This is a genomic window from Aquimarina sp. AU474, from assembly GCF_900312815.1.
Classification (GTDB): domain Bacteria; phylum Bacteroidota; class Bacteroidia; order Flavobacteriales; family Flavobacteriaceae; genus Aquimarina.
The window spans coordinates 1590055-1613928 of the sequence record NZ_OMPE01000009.1 but is presented as its reverse complement, the minus strand read 5'-3'; the positions used below and the strand labels follow the sequence as shown (position 1 = coordinate 1613928).

The window sequence follows — 23874 nt, the reverse complement described above, 5'->3', positions numbered from 1 at the left end:
ACTTTAAAAATTATTAAGATGATTTGTTATTTATGCTTCTTGCATTTTGTGAGAGAATTTAAGAATGATAAATTCTGCTGGGCGAACCACAGCCATACCTATCTCTACGATCATATATCCTTCAAGAACATCTTGAGCCGTCATGGTTTCTCCTAATCCAACATTTACATAAAATGCTTTATCTGGTGTAGGTCCTGCCAAAGCTCCTGCTCTCCATTGTAAATTCAGGAAATTTGTAATCATAGCCTTTACTTTAACCCAAGTATTAGCGTCATTAGGCTCAAAAACAAACTGCTCTGAAGCTTTTTTGATAGACTCTTCAGCCATATTAAAGAAACGACGAACAGAAACATATCTCCACTCATTATCATTACCCGCTAATGTTCTAGCTCCCCATACCAATGTTCCTTTACCAGAGAATGTACGGATAGCATTTATAGATTTTCCAGTTTCATGAACGTTTAAACTCTCTTGTTCTTCATGAGAAATATGTACCGTTGGTTTAATCACATAATTCATTCCTACGTTTGCCGGTGCTTTCCAAACTCCTCTTGTACTATCGGTACGTGCATAAACACCCGCCATACCACTACTCGGAGGTAATATTATAGGTAATTGACCTATCTCGGCTTTAACTCTGTTAAAAAGAGCATTATCCTGAGTTTCTAACTCATATAGTTTAAAGGAAGCTTTTTTACCTGGGATTTTTGGATCTCCTAATCCGTTTTTAATTGTAGTAATATCTCCTCCACTTTTTAAAGCATCGATTTGCACAAGTATCGTAGAGCTGGTTATCGTAGTTTCATTTACTCCTAAATCGCCATAAACATTATTCGACCCTGTAGAAATAAACCCGAGTATTTTTGTTTTGGTATCTGTAGCAGCATCGTTGATCCCTGTTTGTCGGGTTGTAAGATCTGCTGCTAAGTCTTTAACATTAGTATCTACCCATGTTTCTAAAATAGCTCCAGAAGCCGCAACATCTGCATTTGTACTTGCTTTTGCATCTGTATATAGCGTAGTTAATGCATCATTAGTATCTGTTGCTAAGTCTATCATATCATCAATCAATGAAGATAAAGCGGGTTTTAAAGCTATTGCATCACCAGCGCTGGTAGTGGCACTAACATCTGCTTTAAGACTAACAATCTGAGTGACATATTCGGTAAATGATTTTTTAGCTTCGTTAATTACCTCATCAGCAGTTTTACCAGCTGGAGTAACATCTACGTCAACATCCTGATCTTCGTATCTATAATCCAAAATAGTTTCTACAAAAGGATAATAAGCTCCACCATATTTAATAAAATCTTTTCCTAAATCTATTCCATCTCTTAATGTTTTGATATTCGTATCTACAGGAGTACTATTATCATAGGAATAGGTGTCAATAATTGCAAATCGGTCTTGTAGTTTGTTACATTGAATTAATGCAGACTTATACAAACCATAGAAATCACCGCTACCTGCTAATGATGTAGCATCAGGAAAGACTATTAATGTAGGCTCATCCTCTTTTTCTAGCAATTTTAATCCTTTTGCCAATCCAGCAGTAGTTTCTGAACCCAAAGTCACAGCAGTGACTGGCGTCGTACCTTCTCCATATTGACCTACAGAAAGAATGTAACAAGGTCCTCCTCCGTTAGCAAAGTACAGTTGCAAAGAGTAATACATCAAAAAAGGAGACTTTGTTGTAGGAGTCTTTACAGAGATAACATCTTCTACTACTTCAACATCAATTCCTTTTTCTAATTCGGCTAAGCCAAAAAAAGTTTCATACTCCAACATAGAAGTAATACGTGTCGGAATCTCGTTAAGATCTCCTTCGGTCTTATTCGTAGCTTTCTGTGTATAACCAATAAAAGCTGGAATAGCAGTTTCTACTTGAGCTACCGAAGGAGGAAACTTTGCTATTTCCTCAATGTAGACTCCTGGTGTGCTGTACGTTGCCATAATTTTGAATTTTAATTTGTATTAAATTTTAAATAAATATTTCTGAGTAAATTTTATCGTCTTCTATTCTTACCCCGCTTTTACCTGGATTAAGAAGAAAAACATTCCTTAATCTAGGCCTAAGATCATTTGGCCTAAGATCAATAAATCCTTTTTGAGTAAGGGGTTGTTTTCTCTTGGTTTCAAAAACATCATCTGTTGTTAATTGAATATATCTCCAAAATGTTTTTCTGTTTTCAAATCGAATTGTGGGATTAGGAGTATTATCTGGTAAGCACCCCAAAACTTGATCTGGACCACTTGACATTTCAACCAAATTATCTTCAATAAGGTCATTAGTATTATCTCCATTAACCTTAAAACGTATATACCCCAATAACCCGTTACGTTTTTCGGTCTCGATATAATTATTTAGGACATCAACATTTTCTGGAGATGTTAAGTCGGCTTCATCAATGGCCGTTATACGATCTAATCCCAAGTCATTAATTGGTGCCACCTCTTTTGTAATAATATCATAAAGTAGCTCCCTACTTGTTTTTTCCTTCAGTAAAAACTTAGTATGTACATCACTTGCATCAAAAAAGTTAGGGAACGAATTAGGCTCACCATCGGGTTTAGTATTTGTAAAATAGTAATATCTATTTTCGTTAGCATCCTTATCATTTGTGTAATTATTAAAATAAGGATCTGAAAACCTGAGTTCAAACGTAAGTGTTAGCTCACCCTCCATTTGAATCTTTGGGCAATACACCTTCGCAGTTTCTCCGGCCTTGGTATATTCTTCTACATTAACAAAAAGATGAAACCCTTCATTAGAATGTCGAAGAACAATCTTATGATTTCTAAGCTGGATTTGTGTTTTTAATGTAGGAACAACAGATAAATAGTCTAAAAACCGATACTCTGCTAATTGAGTTTTCTTTTGCTCATCAGATAAATCTATAAATTTATCTGTACCATCATCCAAAAAATAGTCATGATGGATCTTTATATCTATTAAGGGTTTATACTCTATTTGAAAACTCATCAATTCTTATTTAAGGTTGCCTTAATATTTGTAATAACAGATCCTTGCGCTTGCAATGCTGTTCTTTCAATCTCTAATAATCTTATTTTATACAATACTGATGGATATTGTTTTCCGCCTAAGATGCCCCAGATATAACTTAGTTGTTCAAAGGATGGAGTATACAATTCTGTGATGAATTTAAAATTGCCAAGATCTTGCATATCAGCATCATCTCTATTAAAATTACTATTTGCATGAGTGAATACATTTTTACCTTGAAAAAAAGCTATAATCTGAGAAAGACTTTTTAAAGATTCTGTATACCTACTATTATTAGCGCTAAACATGACGTAAAGATTAACATTAACTTTAGGGTTCATATAGGAAACAGAAGTACCTTCAATTTTATAATTAGGAATATTTTTTAAAGTAGGTTCCTCGTCTATATTAATTAAGGTCAAAATAATATCGGCGTCGGCGTCATCATTATCTCCAATATCTACAGTAGCTATATTCGCTAACTCGACAGGGTTATCATCTTCGAAATAATCATTTACTTCTTCCTTTATTATTTGCAGTACTTGAAAAATCATAATCAATTATTAATTTATAAAACAAGTCACATTGGATAATGACAAAAAATTATCTAAAACACTTTGCATAAAATGCAATGTCTTCTAATTGAAAAATTATAATCTCTGACATTTAGATTTATACTAGAACAATACAAATCTTCATCTTCTCAAATATCGAAAGGGAACGGATTTACTTATATGGGGTATAAACAAATCAGAAGAATTATAAACCTTTTGGCTCATAACTTTATCGGGGTAATCAAGGTGAAGATACAAAAAAAAGTGCTTCCAAAATGTTATGAAAAAATTAATTTTAAAGTTTATGGTTTTAACGTAACTCAAGTAATAATAAGCCTTACCAGAGGTTTCAGCATCTCAAAATTTAATCATTTCAGATAGATTTAATTAACCAGAAACAGGTGTTCTAGAAATATCTTTTTTGAAGTTTTACTTTTCTTAGTTTAGCAAATACATCTGCACCATAATTTATAGTATCAAGATACATGAACGAATATTGAATTTTTAGGCTTAAAACGAATTCTAGTTGAACCATAACGAATTCTAGAACATTATCTTTTTAGATAAATTAAGACTCTACTTTTACATCAAATAGCCAACCTCAAAATACTCTGTTATGAAAAATGTAGCCATAATCATTATTTTATTTCAAGGTTTTCAATTCCTGAATGCACAAAAAGGATTTATTAAAACTGAAAAGTATTTAGTGACCACTGAAATTACTGATCAGGAGCAGGATTTTCCTGCTTATATTGTTAATTTGGTTCGCTCTGACGATAGCTCCGAAAAAATATCCACGCTAACCATTAATGATACAGAACTTTTTGAGGACATCTTTATTACCACCTTAGAGAATCCCGGCCTAGAAGGGATCTCTGAGGTGATCAAGATGGAAGTAGAATATCTGGCTTGTTGCGCGCATGTAGAATCTTACTATTATATGGTAGAAGAAAATGGTAATATTGTTGCGCTACCAGAACTAAACAACGTATACTGCGAAGATTCTGATACAGATTTTCAATATATATTTCCCACTCAAGAATATGGGATAGCCGGTAATATTTTGCAAACCCAAACATTTTATAAAAATACAACAGATATAAAATATGTGAATTTAAAGCAGAGTTATGCATGGAATGACAATGAAGGTACGATAGACATTTCTAAAACTACTGCAATCACAGGATATTAAGAATCTTTACACGACTCAATCTGATAAACAAAAAGGGGGAAACTTTTGTTTATTATACCGACAAACCTTTTTAGGTATTGTCGGTTTTTGTTTTTAATACATACTATTTAAAGTCGAAATCAGTTTTGATTATATTTGTTCTCAACCAGATTTACCATTTATGACCAATTACCGAAATATTTATATCTATTCTATACTTTTTTGTTTTTGGTGTTCTATCTGCTCGATAAAAGCCCAAAATAATCAATTGAGAGCCTATACCTTAGAAGATGGCTTACCGCAATCTCAGGTTTATGATATTATTCAGGATGAAATGGGGTACCTGTGGTTAGGTACTCAAGGAGGCGGACTTTGTAGATTTAATGGCGAAGAATTTGATATCTGGAATGAAAGCGATGGTTTACAATCAAATTACATTCATGCTCTTGGTTTTGCCAACGACAGCTTATTTATTGGTACTAAAAGAGGGTTATCTATTAAAATCAAAAATAGGTTCACTAATCTCGAAGGCCCTAGAATTAATAAAGTATGTAGAATTGGAAATAAGACTTTTCTAGCCACCAATATTGGTATATATAGGTATGATAAAAAATTGGGGCTAAAAAAAATATCATTGAATACAAAAATTAATACCAGTATCATAAATGATATTGCTTTTGATGGAAAACTTTATTGGATAGCTACCAACAAAGGGCTTTGGAAATTAAATAAGATACATAAAAGCGCCACGATTATAGAACGTCATAGCGCGCATAATTTTACCGCTGCAATATTTCATAATAACAAAGTTTTTGCTGCAGCCTTTAATGAAGGTATTTTAGTTCTTAATACCAATGCAAGATCTTATGGTAATCGATGGATATCAAAACCAGTAAGGGTTACTAGTATTTCGGTTCATAATGATAATGAACTATGGTTTGCCACAGATAATGAAGGAATTAGCATTATTGATGCACAAAAAAACACGCAAAAGAAAATTATAAATCGAAAAAATGGTTTGGCTGTTTCTCATATGAGAAAAAGCATCATAGATCAACAGTCCAATATCTGGATTGCAACATCTGGTGGAGGGTTCTATAAATATTTTCAGAACAATTTTATTCATTACGATCAGGATACAGGTTTAAAAGGCAATAGGGTATATGCTGTTCATAATGCAAAGGATGCTATATGGGCATCAAATTCTGAAGTTGGATTAATTAAGATTGATTCTGTTGGTGTGCATCATATAGAACAAGATGATCATTTGGCCGAGATCAAGATCAAAACAATAACTAGTGATACTCAAGGAAACATTTGGGCTGGAACCGATGGAAAAGGCATTCTTTTTAAAGAAATGATGCAAATCGATAGCATAACTATCGATTCTAATCAAGTTCAAGGAACAAATACTGATTATATAGTACAAATAGACACTATTGCAAAGACCATTTACAAAAATCATATTGTTGATCGTGATAAAGGATTACCATCCGATTGGATAAGAACTGTACTTGTTGATAACACTACTATATGGGCTGCCTCGTATTCGACCGGAATTTTTAAGTTTAAATATGACCCAGATCGAAAAAAAATAACCAATCTTCAAAAATTCGAAAGAAAAAAAGGAATCAAAGACCTGCAAATTAGGCACATGAAAAAAGATTCTTTGGGTAAAATCTGGTATGCTACCCAAAATGGTCATATTGGTTATATCAGCAAAAATCGAGTTACTCACTTGGGCAATGTTCTTAATCAAAAGACCGCCATTAGCACTTTACTTTTTCATGAAAACAAATTATTTATAGGAACTGCGGGTAGAGGGATTTGGTGGACAGAGCTCGACAAAAACAATATTACTTTCAAAAAATTAAAAGGTAGAAAAAGACCCTATTCTGACAATATATATCAAATGATATTCGATGATCAAGGTAATCTATGGGCGGGTAGTGAAAGAGGAGTAGATAAAATCGAACTTAATCAATCTAATGATATTGTAGATATTTTTCACTTTGGAAGAAACGATGGCTTTTTGGGTATCGAAACTCATCTTAATGCCACGACCAAGGATGAAGAGGGTAATTTATGGTTTGGAGCTATATACGGTTTAACAAAATATGAACCTACCGAAACTACTAAAGTTACTGTAAAGCCAAGATTGTTTTTTGAAGATGTGGAAGTGACTTATCAAAGTGTGGATTCAATTAACCTAAATACTTGGACCAATAGTGATCATGTATTAAAATTAAATCCTAATCAAACCGAGTTATCTTTTAGTTACAAAACTGTTGATCTTGACCATCCTAATGATATTCAATATCGTTTTAGATTAAATAATTCTGAATGGAGTCCTTGGTCTTCCGAGAGCAGACAAAATTTAGCCGGGCTAGCATATGGATCACATTACTTTTCTGCTCAATCTCGAAATTATAGATGGGAAGAAAGTGATCTCTCTACTTTTCGTTTTTTTATTGATAGTCCTATTTATGAAAAAACCTGGTTTCAACTCGCCGTTCTGGCAGCAATATTGCTTGTGCTTGGAGGCTATGCCCTGTCTTATATAAGAAGAGTAAAACGAAAAAACAAAGAGGAGCAAGAGCGCTTACAAATGCAAAATCACCTACTTTCTTTAGAACAAAAAGCATTGCGATTACAGATGAATCCCCATTTTATTTTTAACGTCCTCAATGGAATAAAAGCAATGGGGACTAGTAATCCGCAACGAATGAATATTACTATCAATACTTTTGCTACCTTGCTAAGGGAAACCTTATACAATTCGAGAAAAGATTACATCACTTTGGATCAAGAAATACAGACATTAAAACATTATATAGAAATGGAACAATTAATGGCTAGTAAACCATTTACATATGACATTACTGTAGATTTGGATTTTGATCCCGAAGAAATATTGATTCCTCCAATGTTAATACAACCCTTTGTAGAAAATGCCGTACGACATGGTATTCTTAAAGGCACTAGAGATGGTGAATTAAAAATCCAGTTTCATGCTTCTCAAGAATTTTTACATTGTACCGTTTTGGATAATGGGCAGGGGATTTTTGAATCACAAAAAATCAAAACAAACACAGATCATCAATCTATGGCCTTAACGGTTACCAGAGAAAGATTAGAATCTATCTCAGGGAAAGATTCTTTGCATATAAAAGAGATTACCAATAAAAGTAAAATTATTGAAGGAACAGAAATAGCCTTTAAAATACCTTTACAAACCGACTATTAAAAAGATTATGCTTACAGCTATTATAGTAGAAGATATGCCCGATGCGCTACAACTTTTAAAAAGTGACATAAAGGACAATCATCCCGAAATTAAAATCGTTGACACTGCTCAAAGTGTGGTTGAAGCGGCAAAATCATTACGAAATACTGAACCTGATATTCTTTTTCTTGACATCATGTTGGGCGACGGAACAGGTTTTGATGTTTTGGAAATTTTTCCTGAATTAAAATCAAAAATCATATTTGTTACCGCTAGTGACGAATATGCCATTCGGGCTTTTAAGTTTGCAGCAATAGATTACGTATTGAAACCGTATTCTAGTGAGGAACTTGGGCAAGCAATTGATAAGGCAAAAAAACAAATTCAACCCAATAAAGAGCGATTAAATATTTTAAAAGATACGTTATCTGCTCCAGAGCAAAAACCGGATAAAATATCACTACATACGCTTGATAAAATTATTATTGTAAGCTTAGATGATATCATCAGATGCGAATCTGATAGTAACAATACTATTTTTTATTTGCAAGATGGGCAAAAAATATTCGTTACGAAGACCTTAAAATACTTTGCGGATATGCTGAAAAACTATCAGTTTTTAAGAGTTCATCAAAGTCACTTAGTTAATTTACAGTGTATAAGTGCTTTTATCAAAACCGACGGAGGATATCTTATGCTAAAAAATGGAAAAAACATACCTGTTTCTGTTCGAAAAAAGAATGAGGTTATGGAAATTCTAGATCGATTGCACAGGTAAAGTAATGTGGCAAAGCAAGTTATCTAATACTATTTAGATTAAACGCAAAAAATAATTCAAACCTTCAACTTTTACTATTCAATAATTATTCATCTATGCAAAATTAACATCGTATTCTATTGATTATCAATTATTTACATCAAATATTTCTTTGCCTTTTGTTGTTAAATCACTTTCACAATATATCCATGATATTTGATCAGCCCCTCCTCTAATACTTTTCAAGTCAGAAATTCTTGCAACCACCAACTTTTCTATACTTAATCTATTATTGACTATTTTTTTCATTATTAGCACATCTATTATTCTATAGTAGTACAGAAATAGTCTATCAACTCTTTCTCTTACCTTGATCAAACGTTCTTATTTCTTTGGTCTTTCATTTTTACAATCACATTTTTTATCTCCTAAATATCCCCAATATTTCTGTCCATAAAGAATATCCATGTTAACCTTTTCTAGAATCTTCATTAATAGACAAACGGGTTTATTAAAAAGTTAACCCGATTGATAACAATTGGTAAAGTAAACTCAAAATATTTTTAATATGAAGGCAAGAAAAATTTTATGGATTATGATCATTTTTTGTTCCTATTTCCAAGGTATTTCTCAAACTGAAGAACTCAAATATGTTCCATCCGAAAGTGAGAAACGTAAAGGTACCAAACCAAAACAATTAGAAGGAATGGAAGGTAGTGTAGAAAAAGTTGTCGTACTCACTCAAACTCAAAGCACCTTAGAATTGGATATTCATTTTAAAGGATATTCAGGAAAACACCTTAAAATATTAGCTCTTAGTAAATCAGGAAATCCAAAATTAGAAATCATTCCCTTCGCCAAAAAGGTGTCTTCCGGAAAGGAGAGAATAAAAGCACGTCTTAAGCTAATGAGTTCGAAAGAAACTTCTTCGGGTTTTATAGAGTTAATTTTTACAAACGGAATGTTACGTTTTAAAGGTATCTCCTATGTATTCGAATTGAACAAAAATTGGTCTTCAAAAACATCCTCTTCTGAAGATTCCTCTACTTCTACTCCACCTCGAATAGTAGAAAGAACCCCACAAACTATCGAGTTAAGACTAACTCCTCTAGAAAAAACTCGCAGAACATTTATCCACAATTAAAATTACAGAAATCATGAAAAAAAATATTCAATACACCATACTCTTTTTTGTACTAATATTCTCGTTAACAAGTTTAAAAGCTCAACGAGCCGGGGCAACGTACTACATACAATCTGCCATATCGGGTAAAAATATGGATGTGAAAAGTAATCAAATTGCCAATGGTACTCCATTACATCTGTGGCGTCACAATGGTGGTAATGCTCAAAAATTTACACTAGAAAATGCTGGAGGAGGTTATTTCTACATCAGATTCAGATCAGGAAAATATGTTCATGTACAACACGGGTCAAATCAACCTAGAGTTTTAGCTCATATATGGCAAGGAAAGAATGACAATGCCAAATGGCGTTTTGTCCCAGCTCCTAATGGTTATTTCTATATTCAATCTAAAAAAGGAACCTATCTTGATGTAAAAGGAGGAAAATCCACAGATGGCACTCCCATTTGGTTATATACCCTTAACCGCAGTAATGCACAACGTTGGAAACTTAAGAAAGTACCCATTACTGTTCGTACCACTAGAGACAGATCACAAGTATTTACAGCAAATACCCAAACAAAATTAGCAGGCAAAACATACTATATACAATCTGCGATTGCAGGCAAATATATGGATGTAAAAGGAAATAAAACTGCAAATGGCACACCACTTCATCTATGGAGATATAATGGTGGAAATGCTCAAAAATTCACATTAGAAAATGCAGGAGGCGGATATTTTTATATAAGATTTAGACCAGGAAAATACATTCATGTGCAAAACAGATCAAATCAACCAAAAGCTTTGGCCTTATTATGGGCGGGTAAAGGAAATGATAATACTAAATGGAAATTTGTACCTACCTCTAACGGATATTACTTTATACAATCCAAAAAAGGTACTTACCTAGATGTACAAGGAGGACGATCCGCCGATGGCACACCAATATGGATGTATCCTCTAAACAGAGGAAATGCACAAAAATGGAAGCTAAAAGAAGTTCCTAACACAGCCTCAACAATGAACACACAATTATTACTAAACAACAATTCATTGTATCAATATCTAGGTAATTTCTCTTTCGCATCTCCAGCAGGACCAGCCAAGGCTCCAGCGGGGCCCGATCTTGACAAAGAGCCCTTACCTGTTTTTATCAATCTTGAAGCAGAATTAAGTGATCGATTTGATCCTAATAGATCCCATCAATACTCTCGTATACAAGCAAATCTAATTGTAGACAAAGAACCAAAGTCTGGGGTGTTCTATTATCTTCCCAATTCATATCATTTAGAGTGGGATAAAGACATCAAAAAACATAAATTAAATGTTGACTACGGAAAAAACTCTAATGGAGAGCAAAACAATAGCACCCGTGTGCAAGCTACACTTACATCGGGTATTACACTAAAAGAAATACGATTTATAGAGGACATGCTCAAGAAAATCATTCGAGATATCGATGGTAGTATGACAAACCCTAAAGTAAAATTAAAACCTCTACCTGTAAAAAACCCAAAAATAGAATTCAGTGGTGGTGGGTTCGATATTAGTGATGATCAAATATCAACCATCGGTTTCTCCGACTTTGGCCATCCTTTAGAAATTGCTTTTACCACCTCGGATGATAACATAGACGCTCTTAAAAGTGGAGTATTGCAAAATGGACTCTCATTTATCTTACATTTTAAATCCAAGCTGGCTGGTGATAGTGAAGCTGCAGAAAAATATGACATCCCTGCAAAAATCAGTATTAGAGACAAACAATCTTATGGAGTATTTGAAGTAAACTTGAAATCATTATCCCAGCTTACGAATCCAATTCCCTTTCCTATTCTAGTCAAATATCTTCATGTATTAACTCCAAATAAAACTAGTGAAGGAATCAAACCGACTATTTACTCTTTTGATTTGGGGAATAAAACAATACAACCCAAAGACATTTTAAAATTCACCAAGCCAGAGAGATTTAACATCCCAAAAAGTTTAAAACCGTTACGTGCTTTTATTGACTATAGCTTATTAGAATGCGAGCCTTGTTCTCAAGATATCATCAATGATATTACAGGTGGATTGAGTGCAGCAACAAAACAAAAAATAACATTCAGGTCACTTAATCTTCTAAAAAGCACAGGAGCAGCTTTTGTTTGGATAGATCTTAAATCAACACAAATGGATCCTGGAAAAAGAAAAACAATAGAAACTTCTGATCCTATTGAGATTTCTGACGACAACCAACGTCAAAAATCACCTACAGTTTATCTCTTCGATTCAGAAAAACCCAGTTTTCAATATCGTGTTACGATGGTTATGCCAGATGGTTTACAGTACGAGATGAACAAATGGATCCAAGGGGATAAACTTCAGATCATACTTAGTCCTAGCAATTTAAAACCACATTTTAATCAATGGCCAGAAATTAACATATCTGAAGATCTCGAAGAAACAGAAAACTAGTACGATTTAATAAACTCAAAGATTAAACTATGAAATCGCTTATCTACATATGGATTGGATTATGGGTGTCTATTAACTTAACAGCTCAACCAAACATGTCTGATAGACATCTGATTCAGGAAGTAATTATTTATGGTGATGAGAGTGACAAAAATACCTTTTACTATGCGCCAAAGACTATCCAATTAGATGAAAACGAAGAAGGAGAACCTAGTTTCTCTTTTGTAAAAATGACACATATAGGTAGTCGATCTCGAGGAACTGAAACCTGGAAACAAAGTAGTATGATCCAATTTACAATTTCACCTCGAACTTTAAGTTCGAAACAATTAAAATATGTAAAAGGTATACTTAAAGAACGTATTTGTCAATCGTGTAAACTCAGGTTTCTTCCTATGCCCATAAAAAAAATGGAAGCCCATCTTGTATATGTAGATCTAGAAACCAACAAAGAAGAAATTCTTACCGCGAACTACACAAAAAATGATTCAAAAGAAAAATTTGAAGGAGGTATATGGAATACCAAAACATTTACAATCAGACCTGATAAACACACCACACAAATTATTTGGGATGGAATCAAAAAAGAAAAAGGTGTTTTAAGTGTTGCTTATGCTTTATGGGGGAATGGCAAATACACCGATAGTATCTCATATATGTTTAATGGTCCCAAAGAGTTGGCAGAAGTATTTCACAACCTGAACAATGATTCACTAAAAACTAAAGAAGAAAAAGCTAGCGGAACTCTTATTAGCACAGGAGCATATGCTGTGGACGTTGATATCAATAAATGGCCAGAACTTCTAAATGAAATCAGTTTTGAAAGCACGCTATCTCCAAGGTATGGATTAATCGATGTGTACTGCTATGATTTTACAAATCAGATACGACCAGATCTTGTAGCCAAACTTATAGAATTCCAAGCCGAAGGAGTACGAAATAAAAAAGTTACTTCAGAACTCGAATTCAATAAAGATTCCCCCGATGTATATGCATATGAATTAAGGTTCAAATACGCTGTAAGGCTGGACAAACCATTAAGATACAAAGTTATTGAACTTACTCAAAAAGGAGAGGTTATAGAAGGAAGTTGGCAACAAAAAGAGAATTGGACAGGAATCATCGATGTCAGTTCTCAAAAAGATTTTGAAGAAAACACTAAAAACGAAGAAAAATGAGACAATTTATCATCATACTGTTAGGGCTAATTGTCCAAATAAATGGTACTGCTCAAGTACATTATGACAAAGGCAGAATAACCATAGACGAGTTGCAATTATTACAAGATTATAATGATTCGCTCACCTATTATTATATACCTCAATATCCTCGCTTAGCGATTAATGACAAAGGAGATTTCGAATTTTTATGCATGAAATATGTGGGGAAAGAAGAAAAAGATAACGGAGGATTACTTCATGCTTTGTTTGAGTTTAGAATGGAAGAAGACAAACTCAAAAATGTTGAAAAAAAACTACAAAGTAAAATAAAAGATGCCAAAATCAGAGGTCCTATTCCTTTATTAGAAACACTAAAAGAAGGAGAATCAGCATTAGGGAGTTTTAGGGTAATATCTTCCATTTTAACAGATACATTAGGAACTGAAAGTTTTACCAAAAATATGATTACAAGTGGTAGAGCTCCTTTTACCCCCGGATCAAAAGCCGTTCTTGCAGCAAAATTAAATCAAGAAGGATCAACTCTTTTATGGGAAACTTTTAAAGGAGCTGCTTCAGATGTTTCTATAGCAGTAGACGGATACTACGAAGCGGCTGTTGAAGCATACAACGTAGTAGTCGAAGCCGAAATGGATATGATTTACGATCATTTTAGCTCGTACTCAAAAACTGAAACACTATTTACTCACGATGAGGTTAGTAAAGTAGTAGATAGTTTATATAATAATAGTACTATAAAAATCCAAGCTTTGGATCGCACTAAAACATTAGGTGTAAAAAGCGATTTAAAGAAAATATTGCAAATCGTTACCGACAAGCTTATCAATATCATGTTTGATACAGAAACAGGATGGTCAAAGAGGCCTGATATTGAGGATCCCGCCAAAGAAAAAGATAAAACAGGGAAAGGTATTCTATCTGGATTTGCCTTTGGTCCTGCCAGCATGTTCATCCCTGATATTCAACATGTAGTAAAAGAAAAAAAGGATATTCGGGTGCATCGATTTAGACTTGACTTAAGTGAATCCACTACCATAAAAGTTCCATTTTACACGGCTGGTAATCTAGGTGGTTTATATGAAAGCTTCAAAGAAGATCCTAAATACTTTAGAGTGGTCGATATGGATAATGCAGATTTTGAAAAGCGAGAGATCATTTTTCAGTTGGATACTGATTTTGCAGAATCTTTTGAAGAAGTAGTGAATTTTGTTACTGTAAATTTCAGAAAAAAATACACCGGCAGACGTGATTTTACTAGTCAACTTTATTTTAATGCTAAGGATATTAAAAATGGAAAAATTTTTAAATCCATTGCCTTCCCTCGATTGGGCGAACAATCAGCCAATTGGAAGGAATATGAATATCAAATCTCATGGAGTGTTCGCGGTCAATCAGAGTTTGTGGGCTCCAATTCTCAATGGAAAACATCTCAAAGTCCGGCAATTGTAATATCTCCCCCTTTTCAAAAACTCGCAGTAGAAGTTGACCTAGATAAACAAGTGCTAGCCGAAGCTGATGTTGCCTCTGTTATTGTGGACTTTGCCGCAGATTTTCTTGGTAAAACTCAATTTGTGAAATCACTTACTCTTAGAAGTTCAGGAGAAGAAAACAATTCTAAAACAGCTGTATTCTATGACTACAATGGTGATGTTGCTTACCGTACAATTTGGTATACCAAAACAGGTGATAAAGTTAAAAGCCCTCATCAAAAATTGGAAAATGGATACATATACCTCACTCCCCCAAAAAAATTAGGTAACTAAAAAACAGAGAAAAATGAAAACAACAATAACAAGTATTGGGATCTTTCTAATAATTTTTTTAGGGGGTTCAAAGGGAGTATTTGCCCAACTTTTAATAGATCAAGGTATAAGAGTCGAAGGAGTTTGGTGTTTTCCATCAAAAGAAGACCCTTCCTCATATTACTATTTGCCATCTCTATCGAGATTAGGTATAGAAGAAAACAAACCACAGTTTTCTTTTATGAGATATGTAAGTACAGAAGCAGAACCAAGCGAAACTAGTAATAGCATTCTTAAAGCAAAAGGTGGAGGTGTATTACATTTTCTAGTACTCTATGAGACTCCAGAACAGCAATTGGAGATCGTAAGTGACGAATTGGCTTACATCACTGGTGATTATAATGCCAAACTTAAAGGGCCAGTTATTTTTAAGGAAGGAAGTTATGCACTAATATCTTCAATTATAGACCCTGAAGAAGGAGGACAAAAACGTAAGGTGATGATGAAAGGAAAAGCACCTGTATTAGAAGGTAATAAAATTGCTTTGTCCTTTGAATTAACCCCCAAAGATTCTAAACTTCTATTTGAGAGTTTCAAAATGGCCACACCAGATATTTCTCTGGTATTTGACCTTACTTTCTCCGGTTTAAGTAATGCATACGATGCTCTTTTAGAAATTGATTGGTCAGAGGTAAACAAACGTCATGAAGCGAGCGTAGGTGGAGGGTATATGTTTATAGGTGCGCAAGCAGGTTTAGAAATCGACGAGCTAATGAAAAATCAGGCCATAAAGCTTACCACCAACGGAGCAGATGAACAGATGGATCAGCTCATGAATACAGTGATGGAAAAAATGCTTCAAATGCTTTTTGATCCTGTAGAGCAACCTCCTCAACAAAACCAAGATGCTATCACCGAAATGTTATCTGGTTTAATGAATCAATCTCAAGATAATAAACAACCAGGATTGAGTACCGGAGGGTTTGGTTTTCAGGCCTCTTATAAATACAAAGAGGTTAAAAAATCAGGTAAAAGTACTGTTTCTTTTAACTCAAGACTACCAGTAGAGAGACATCATTTTATCACTTTCAATATCGGTAATCTATACAAAAAATATAAAAGTGATAACAGCATATTCAAAACCACTTCTATCGAAGATGAAGATTTTCAATTAAGAGAAGTACGTGTTGGTATAGATGGCTCATTATACAAAGAGTTTGATAAAATGGTCAATAATGTAACTGTATTGGTTAGGAAAAAGCATCAGAATGGCGAAGAAACGATGCGCTCTTTAATAGTAAATAAAATACAATTTAATCAAAATAATGCTCAACCATTTTCTATCACTTATGGATCCAAAGGCGATAAAGATCGTTTTCTCTGGCTAGATTATGAATACAAAACTATATGGCAATTTCAAGGAGGAGCCAATCACGAAACAGATTGGGAGTCAGCCTCGGCTTCTATGATCAATTTATTCACTCCTTTCGAGCGAACTCATATTCAACTAGCCGGGAATATGGAGACCATACAAAGTCAAGGATACAGAGCCGTTGCAGTGCAAATAGAATATCCTTTTTTTGGAAAAACTATGCGTCCACAAAAAATTGTTAAACAAGGTGATGACCTATCTCAATCAGGTTTTGAAATAACACTACCTCTAAATCATCAAGACTACAAATATAAGATGACTTGGATTGGAGAAAACGGAAAACGAGTTACCAAAAATGGAACTGATAACTCAGGGATCATTTTTGTGGATGACCCAGCAAATTAATAATTCATAAACATCTAAAAAATAATTACAATGAAAAATACAAAACAACATACAGTACCCAAACCTATATGGTTTGTTATTACGATTCTCTTATTTTGTTTACCTATTCAAATAGGAGCACAAGCACTTGATGCCGAAAATAGAATAGACATTAAACTTGAAGACGGAACTTCTGTAATCTTATATGGTCAAAGTTCTCGACAAATTGGGTTCAAAACCAATAGGTTTTATTATCTACCGACTGGATTAAAAATTGGTTCGAGACCAGATGGTACTCCCGAATTTCTTTTTGCAAAATTTACAACAGAAGAACGTTCGGATCAAGGAGGAATCAATGGAGGTATTATCCATTTTTTAATGGAATGGGGATTGACTCCTAGTCAAAAAACAGAGCTCGAAGAAAAACTGGCAAAAAAAATAAAGGGAGCCAAAGTAATGGGAGCCGTCCCTATGAAATTAGATGAAAAAACCGAATCTTTTCGTATTCTATCGGCAACCTTATCAAATGATAAAAGAACCTCTAAGGTAGTTACTTCGGGTAAAGCACCTTTGATCGAAAGTGGTAAGGTCGCAGCTGCTTCTCAGTTAGATAAATATGGAGCTCAATTACTGGCTTCTACATTTGAAAAAGCAAAATCTATAACTGATTTATCTGTCGTATTGGATTACTATTTCACACTACAAACACCTGCAGTAAAAGGTAAGATCGTATTTGATTGGAGTAAATTCTCACGTGAGTATGATAACATATCTGCTGGATATTCTAAAAGAGATAAAGGATGTGGATTTTTATGTAATAAAACATATCGATCCTATGCAGAGATAAGAAGTCACTATGATTATTTAAGAGAGCGAGAAGTGATTCGTTTCGAGTGGGAAGAGAAACTTAATGATGAACGAGTTACTGTAATTAGAGAAGCTTTTTTTCAATATTTCTTGAATGCTTTTACCGAAAAAGGTACTGCGGGTAAACCCGATGAGAGTAATACTCCAACATTAGCAGACACTCTTTCTGTTCCTAACATTAAAGGAGGAGCAGGATATAAATTTAGAACTTCTCTATCAAAAACTTCTTTTAATAGAAAAACGCAAGTGGTTGACCTAAGAGAGGTACGTCTACCAGTAAAACAACCTTATCAAATAGTTGGTAATCTTGCCAGTTGGTACAATCAAGTTCGGGATAATCCAAAATGTGTATATAGCATCAATCTTAACGATCCTTTTTTTCAGCATAGAGATATTCGATTTGTATTAGACCTAGAAGCCAAAGAGATGTTTGATGAAGCGGTAAACTACGTAACCGTTAACGTTCGTAAAAAACGAAGTTCTGGTAATGATTATGAAGATCACCTAACTATCGACAAAGCATTTATTGCCAAAAATGGTATTACTGGCGTAAAAACCTATGCACGTGGTGAAGATACCGATCCTTCTGCCTATGAGTACCAAGCGCAATGGAGTTTACGTGGTGGTAATATTTATCCAAAAAACCCTAGATGGAAAAGAGGTGCATGGGAAGGTGTTACGCTAGAACCCCCAGTTACTACTAGAACCATTGAATTAGAAGCAGATATAGATCAGCTACAGAGTAGTGATATCTCTAGAATAACTGCCCAAATTCGCTATAAGCGCTTTGGACAAGAAGTAGAATCCAACATACATGTTTCAGCATCTAAAGGAGAACCTCTTACCGAGAAAAAGATCTTTCTGGACAAAGACACCAATGGTTATGTATATCGATTGATTATCAATCATAAAAAAGAGAAAAAACTGATCCTACCATGGGAGCCTATGATCAACGACAACTATATCTATGCCAATATCCCAGATGAGTTAATAGATCTGGACACCGAATCTGAAGTCTTTAAAATTGCCAAAGAAACTGGGAAAGAACTAGTAAAAAGTGCAGGTGAAAAAGTACTGGATAAGTTTGAAGAGCTATTTAACAAATAATAAAAAATATAGTGATGAAAAATAATATATATATCTGTTTGATAATATGCATCGGCTGGATGAGTTTTGCAAATGCCCAGGCGATCGTATTAGATGAACTCGTAAAAGCAGGAGATTTAACACTATTTCCCAGTATTTATAATCAAAATGAATACTACTACCTTTCTGATCAAGTAAGATTGGCAAAAGATGATAATGGTAAACCTCAATTTTCGTTCCTTCGTTGGGTAGAAAACCAAAGTACAACCACCGAAGATAATTATAAAGATACTGAAGGCGCTGGAGGCGGTATTGTTACCGCATTGGTAGAGTTAAAAGTATCTGATGAACAAAAACAAGAAGCAGAACAGGAACTAAGGAGAATCAATCCGAGAGGAAAAATAAAAGGTCCTGTAATGTATCGGGGAGGAACCGTCGCATTGGTCTCAGCTTTTAATGCAGAAAACGAAGAGTTTTCGCAGCAAGTTTTAGGATTAGGGCCTGCACCTGTTTTGGATGGGCAAAAAGCCTCTGTATCGATTCAATTGACCAAAAAAGGATCCAAAATTCTTTGGGAATCCTTTAAAACCAACACACCGAATATTGTTTTTAAATTCAATATGGAAATTGAAGGGTATAACTCCCCTATCAAGGCCAAGGTTAATTTTAAATGGGAAAAAATATATGAGCATAAAAACTTTCAGGCTGGTATAGCCACACCTGTATTATCTGCAGAAATTGATGCCGCAATGGATGAAATGATGGAAAACAATACCATTTCGATCACAGAAATAGGTGAAGATGAAGATTTTGACGAAATACGTAATATGGTGATGGAAATTGTTCGAACAGAAATGTTCGAATCACAAGAAAATTCAACTACCCCTTCCTTATCAGAGCTCACTTCAGGAAGCGGTAGCCGACCAAGTATGTTGGATCGTGCTACCGCACTTTTGAATCAGCAACGACAGGATTATAATAGTGAACGTGACCGAGCACGAGTTGCAAATAGTACAGTATCAAATACGAACAGGACCACAAATACAAGTAGCAGCACAACATCTAGTTCTGAGAGTGATGATGATGAAGATACAGCGGATAGTGATAGCGATGATATCGAACCTCGTGCAGGTACTGCTGTAAGACGAGCAAGTCCCGAAGATGAGCCCTCGACAGTCCCTCCTCACCAACCTAGAGAGACTAACGAACCTCAAGCTCCATCAATAGCCATAGCAGCTTCTTTTAGATTTAAAAGTGTGAAAAAAACAGGAACATTTAATCTAAACATGGAAAAATCCTTGCCTCGTAATCAAGTGATCAACTTTGATGAAGGTATCGGGCGCATTAAATGTAAAGACTGTTTTCATATGGTTAATCTAGATGACCCACTCTATAAACAACGTGAAATTGTGGCTTTTGTAGATGGATTTAATACTGATGATTTTGGGCAATTTGTCAATTTTGTAAGTGTATTGTTAAAGAAAAAACACGAAAATGGCCAAATTACACAACGCGAAATAAGAATTGATCGTAATAATTTTAATAATGGTAATCTTTTCAAATTTGACCCATATGGATGGAAAGGTGACAAGAATAGAGGCAAATGGTTGGAATACGATTACAAAACCACCTGGAGTTTTTTTGGAGGCCATGAAGTTTCTACACCGTGGAGCAAGAGAGAAGCTGGTTCTATAGCTTTAGCACCTCCTTTTCAGAAAAAAGATATTTATATCGAAATAGACGACACTTTAAAAGACGATTATCAAGTACGCTTTGCCGAGGTAAAATTATACTACCCTCAAGGTGAAAAAGAAAAGACAAAACGCATACGTATTGATCTTAGTAAAGATGAACTTTCTAAGCGCATAGGTATTATCCAAGCAGATGATCAATTACAATACGACTATGAAGTGAAATGGCATATTAAGGGACGACCACCTGTTACACAAACACGTGCTGCTTCATCAGATGAAACTATATTCTTAAGTGATATAGGGCAATTTTAAAAACCTGAGAAATCATGAAAAATCACATATACTACAACATCTTTCTATTGTTGTTTCTGACTACACAGGTAATTGCTCAGGAATCAAACGCTACGAATTTTTTAAGAGATCGATTAATGGTCTACTACGTCGAGGATCCATCCTCTGATCAATATAGATTGCTAAATCCCGGCGAAATGACAACAGAAGGAAATCTATTTGGAGGGAATCCCCAAATGGAAACTGCACAGCTACTTATAAGGGCAATTTTTTCACCCAGGGATAATCAGGAATATCAACAAACGGTAATCGAAACTCTTAGAAATTATGAAAAACCTGTTGCTTTATTTTTATATAGCGATGAAGGACCTATTGACGAAGCAATTGCTTCAGAAAATTGGACGAACTGTATCGAATCAGGGCATTTTACGTCATGTGTTACTATCGAACCGGGAGATGAATATGCAGGTATAGTTCATTATGGATCTAATCAAATGAGTAATGATGGGGTAGAATTAGCCAAAAACCGTCTCCTTTCATTACTCAATTTAGATAACAATTCTTTATCAGAAACGCAAAATGGTATTACCTTAACATTTTACACCAATTATGTAAATGCAAACACAGCATTTACCTCAAATTCTCATGCAGAGTTTGAACGATATGCGAAAAAATTTTCTAAGCAACATAACGCAATCGCTTTAAATGGTCAGAATATCATAAATGGAGAGAATGCCGCAATACCAGTACTTACTGTTCAAGAAATAATTGATAAGTCAACTGAAATTATAATGCGACTACGAGAAACAACAAACAACCCTTCTCTTAAAATACAAACTCTGGCAATATTAACACATGGATTAACAAACTATGTAAATTTCGGTAATCACAACATCATAGCAGTCAATGAAACTGTCGCCAGGCAAAAAAATCGAAATCAACCACCCGATGCTTATGAAACTGCTGAAACCTTTGCCAATGGTGTACATCCAATTCTTACATCTGATGGTAGCATAATTCTATACGCTTGTTTATCCGGAAGTTCAATATCTGATGACGTATGGGAAAACCGAAGCACTGCAAATATCAGATTTCGTGAACAGGATTTTTCTACAGCAGGCGATGGTTCTATTGCTAAAGAGATCAAGAACCACCTAAACACTGCCGGAAATAACCGTCAAGTCTGGGCACATCGTACCACTGCACACACCGTAGGCAACCCAGTTTGGAGAGTTTTTAAAGGCTCCAATACAAGCGGAAGATCTTATGAAGATTTACCCTTTATAAAACATCATCCCATATTCTCTTCTTGGGGAAGAAATCATCTTACGGCTAAGGTAAATGAATTGCTACATACTCGTAATTTCTCAACAAATAGTAATGACAATATAGGTATTTGGATTGCTCAGGAAATTCCTTTTGTTCCAAATTCTTTATTCCCTTTGGTAACTAGTGAACCAAATTCTTATCGAAACTCAAGAGATTATCATTTTAAAGAAGGTCTCGTAGAATGGTATGCCAATCGTTGGATTTCGCAAAATCCCAATACACCTTCAAATTAAAAACAAAAAACATGAAAAATTCAACATACATCAAGATTCGACATCTCATTCTATTTTGCATATTAAGCTATTGCCAAATTGGGATGGCACAGAATGATAGTAACGATTCATCTATAATTTCTCAAAGGCTTCGGGTATATTATGTAGAAAACCCAAATACCAATACTGAAGCCAGACCAGTTAACATTAATAGTCCTGGAAATATTTTTGGATCTAATCCCAATATGGAGATTGCCCAGCAATTGGTACAGGCAATTTTTCAAGAAAATGGGCAGCAGTCGGAGTTTCATGAAAATATAATAACTACAGTAAGAGGTTTTAGAGAACGGGTGGCTATCTTTTTTTATGATGACACAGATGATTTAACTAATGACGCAGTATCAAATACCTGGGTAAATTGTATCCGAAGAAATCATTTCTTCATTTGTGGCACTCAAGAACATGGGGATGATTATGAACGTATTGTACATCTGGGAGCCCATCAAATGAATAGTTTAGGGCTTGCCAGGACTCAAGCACAATTTTTGAGAGTTTTGAGAGGTGCTAGCGGAAATACAGGTTGGTATGATCAAGTACCAGAAAGTGAAGCCTCTGCATCGTCTTTCGAGGTATGTGCTCCATTTAAACGAAATTATGAAGAATTTAGACAATCTGTTGTGCGTAATTCTACCGAACTACGAAGAGGTATGATTTATAGAAGTGATTCTTTGCATGCCGGAACAGTTATCGATAGAAGGCCAGATCTACGACACATCCATAGAGGTTCTATGAGAATTGGTTTTAGAGAAGGGCAAGAAGTTTGTCTATCCGGGAATATAGTTAGAGATTCTCGTAGATATGTCTTATTTATTCGTTTTAGTACTCGTACTGAAGAACATACATTTGACGATGATCAGGTACGATCAGAACACAGTGAGGATCGACAACAAAGAATACGACAACGTATGGAACGAATTGTGACCCGAATGGGGCCTTCGAGATTACCTCCCAGAGGTACTGGCGAATCGGGAAGGCTTTCTCATATACAGTTTATGTCTCAACTAACAGGATATAGAAGAGCTTGGGAAAGGTACTTTCAGTACGGAAGTATTGATCAGGTAAGATCATGGGGATATGCAGAATTTCAACAACCCGGTATGGAACGGGCAATACGAGAAATGCAATCATTAGATAATCAGCCCCAATGGGTAAAAGTAGGAGTTATTAGACAACATGAATACATTTTAGAACAAATAGATAATAACATAGAAAGAACTGAACAAAGACTATTAGAAAATAGATAAAAAGATAATATCAAACTCTTTTAAAGAACTAAACTTAACTTTTAAAGTATGATGAAATAGCAAAACAGGTTTGCATTTTATTTGTTTTTTTTACCTTTAGGTCAATGTTACCCTTCACCCAG

16 protein-coding genes are annotated in these 23874 nt (G+C 34.6%); 12 read left to right on the top strand and 4 right to left on the bottom strand.

What is annotated here, in order from left to right; all coding sequences use genetic code 11:
- Positions 1 to 30: 30 nt before the first annotated feature.
- From DK508_RS20335 to DK508_RS20325, 3 genes are read right to left on the bottom strand one after another with little or no spacing between them, the layout of a single operon-like run.
- Complete coding sequence (locus DK508_RS20335; protein ID WP_109302608.1) at positions 31 to 1953, bottom strand: phage tail sheath C-terminal domain-containing protein; 1923 nt, start codon at positions 1951 to 1953, stop codon at positions 31 to 33.
- A gap of 28 nt (positions 1954 to 1981) precedes the next feature.
- Entirely contained in the window at positions 1982 to 2983 is a 1002-nt protein-coding gene (locus tag DK508_RS20330) for a hypothetical protein (RefSeq protein ID WP_109302607.1), read from the bottom strand.
- Complete coding sequence (locus tag DK508_RS20325) at positions 2983 to 3558, bottom strand: DUF4255 domain-containing protein (protein ID WP_109302606.1); 576 nt, start codon at positions 3556 to 3558, stop codon at positions 2983 to 2985. The genes DK508_RS20330 and DK508_RS20325 overlap by 1 nt, the downstream gene beginning before the upstream one ends.
- A gap of 616 nt (positions 3559 to 4174) precedes the next feature.
- Here DK508_RS20325 and DK508_RS20320 point away from each other — a divergent pair.
- From DK508_RS20320 to DK508_RS20310, 3 genes are all read left to right on the top strand, one after another.
- On the top strand, positions 4175 to 4750 hold the full coding sequence (locus DK508_RS20320; RefSeq protein WP_109302605.1) for a hypothetical protein: 576 nt from the start codon (positions 4175 to 4177) through the stop codon (positions 4748 to 4750).
- A gap of 160 nt (positions 4751 to 4910) precedes the next feature.
- A complete protein-coding gene (locus tag DK508_RS20315) occupies positions 4911 to 7976 on the top strand; it encodes a two-component regulator propeller domain-containing protein (protein WP_109302604.1) in 3066 nt (1021 codons plus the stop codon).
- A 7-nt stretch (positions 7977 to 7983) separates the two neighbouring features.
- Positions 7984 to 8733, top strand: coding sequence for a LytTR family DNA-binding domain-containing protein (locus DK508_RS20310; RefSeq protein WP_109302603.1), 750 nt, complete (start codon positions 7984 to 7986; stop codon positions 8731 to 8733).
- A 126-nt stretch (positions 8734 to 8859) separates the two neighbouring features.
- Here the strand turns inward: DK508_RS20310 and DK508_RS21300 are convergent, their stop codons facing one another.
- Positions 8860 to 9021: a hypothetical protein gene (locus tag DK508_RS21300; RefSeq protein WP_235016447.1), complete on the bottom strand. Its 162-nt coding sequence runs from the start codon at positions 9019 to 9021 to the stop codon at positions 8860 to 8862.
- 259 nt (positions 9022 to 9280) lie between these two features.
- Between DK508_RS21300 and DK508_RS20305 the strand changes: the two genes are divergently transcribed.
- From DK508_RS20305 to DK508_RS20265, 9 genes are read left to right on the top strand one after another with little or no spacing between them, the layout of a single operon-like run.
- Positions 9281 to 9856 (top strand): hypothetical protein, encoded by a 576-nt coding sequence (locus DK508_RS20305; protein WP_109302602.1) that lies wholly within the window; start codon positions 9281 to 9283, stop codon positions 9854 to 9856.
- Positions 9857 to 9869: 13 nt separating this feature from the next.
- Positions 9870 to 12293, top strand: a complete 2424-nt coding sequence (locus DK508_RS20300; protein ID WP_109302601.1) for an RICIN domain-containing protein — start codon at positions 9870 to 9872, stop codon at positions 12291 to 12293.
- A gap of 29 nt (positions 12294 to 12322) precedes the next feature.
- Positions 12323 to 13471 carry a hypothetical protein gene (locus tag DK508_RS20295; protein ID WP_109302600.1) on the top strand — a complete coding sequence of 383 codons (1149 nt, stop codon included), beginning with the start codon at positions 12323 to 12325 and terminating at the stop codon, positions 13469 to 13471.
- The gene (locus tag DK508_RS20290; RefSeq protein ID WP_109302599.1) at positions 13468 to 15234 is read left to right on the top strand and encodes a hypothetical protein; all 1767 of its coding nucleotides are present in this window, start codon (positions 13468 to 13470) and stop codon (positions 15232 to 15234) included. Before DK508_RS20295 ends, DK508_RS20290 begins: the two co-directional genes overlap by 4 nt.
- A 13-nt stretch (positions 15235 to 15247) precedes the next feature.
- Entirely contained in the window at positions 15248 to 16990 is a 1743-nt protein-coding gene (locus DK508_RS20285) for a hypothetical protein (RefSeq protein WP_109302598.1), read from the top strand.
- Between the two features lie 30 nt (positions 16991 to 17020).
- Positions 17021 to 18943: a hypothetical protein gene (locus DK508_RS20280; RefSeq protein ID WP_109302597.1), complete on the top strand. Its 1923-nt coding sequence runs from the start codon at positions 17021 to 17023 to the stop codon at positions 18941 to 18943.
- Positions 18944 to 18957: 14 nt separating this feature from the next.
- On the top strand, positions 18958 to 20928 hold the full coding sequence (locus DK508_RS20275) for a hypothetical protein (RefSeq protein ID WP_160114812.1): 1971 nt from the start codon (positions 18958 to 18960) through the stop codon (positions 20926 to 20928).
- Positions 20929 to 20942: 14 nt separating this feature from the next.
- Positions 20943 to 22469 carry a hypothetical protein gene (locus DK508_RS20270; protein ID WP_160114811.1) on the top strand — a complete coding sequence of 509 codons (1527 nt, stop codon included), beginning with the start codon at positions 20943 to 20945 and terminating at the stop codon, positions 22467 to 22469.
- A gap of 11 nt (positions 22470 to 22480) precedes the next feature.
- Entirely contained in the window at positions 22481 to 23752 is a 1272-nt protein-coding gene (locus tag DK508_RS20265) for a hypothetical protein (protein ID WP_160114810.1), read from the top strand.
- Positions 23753 to 23874: the final 122 nt, after the last annotated feature.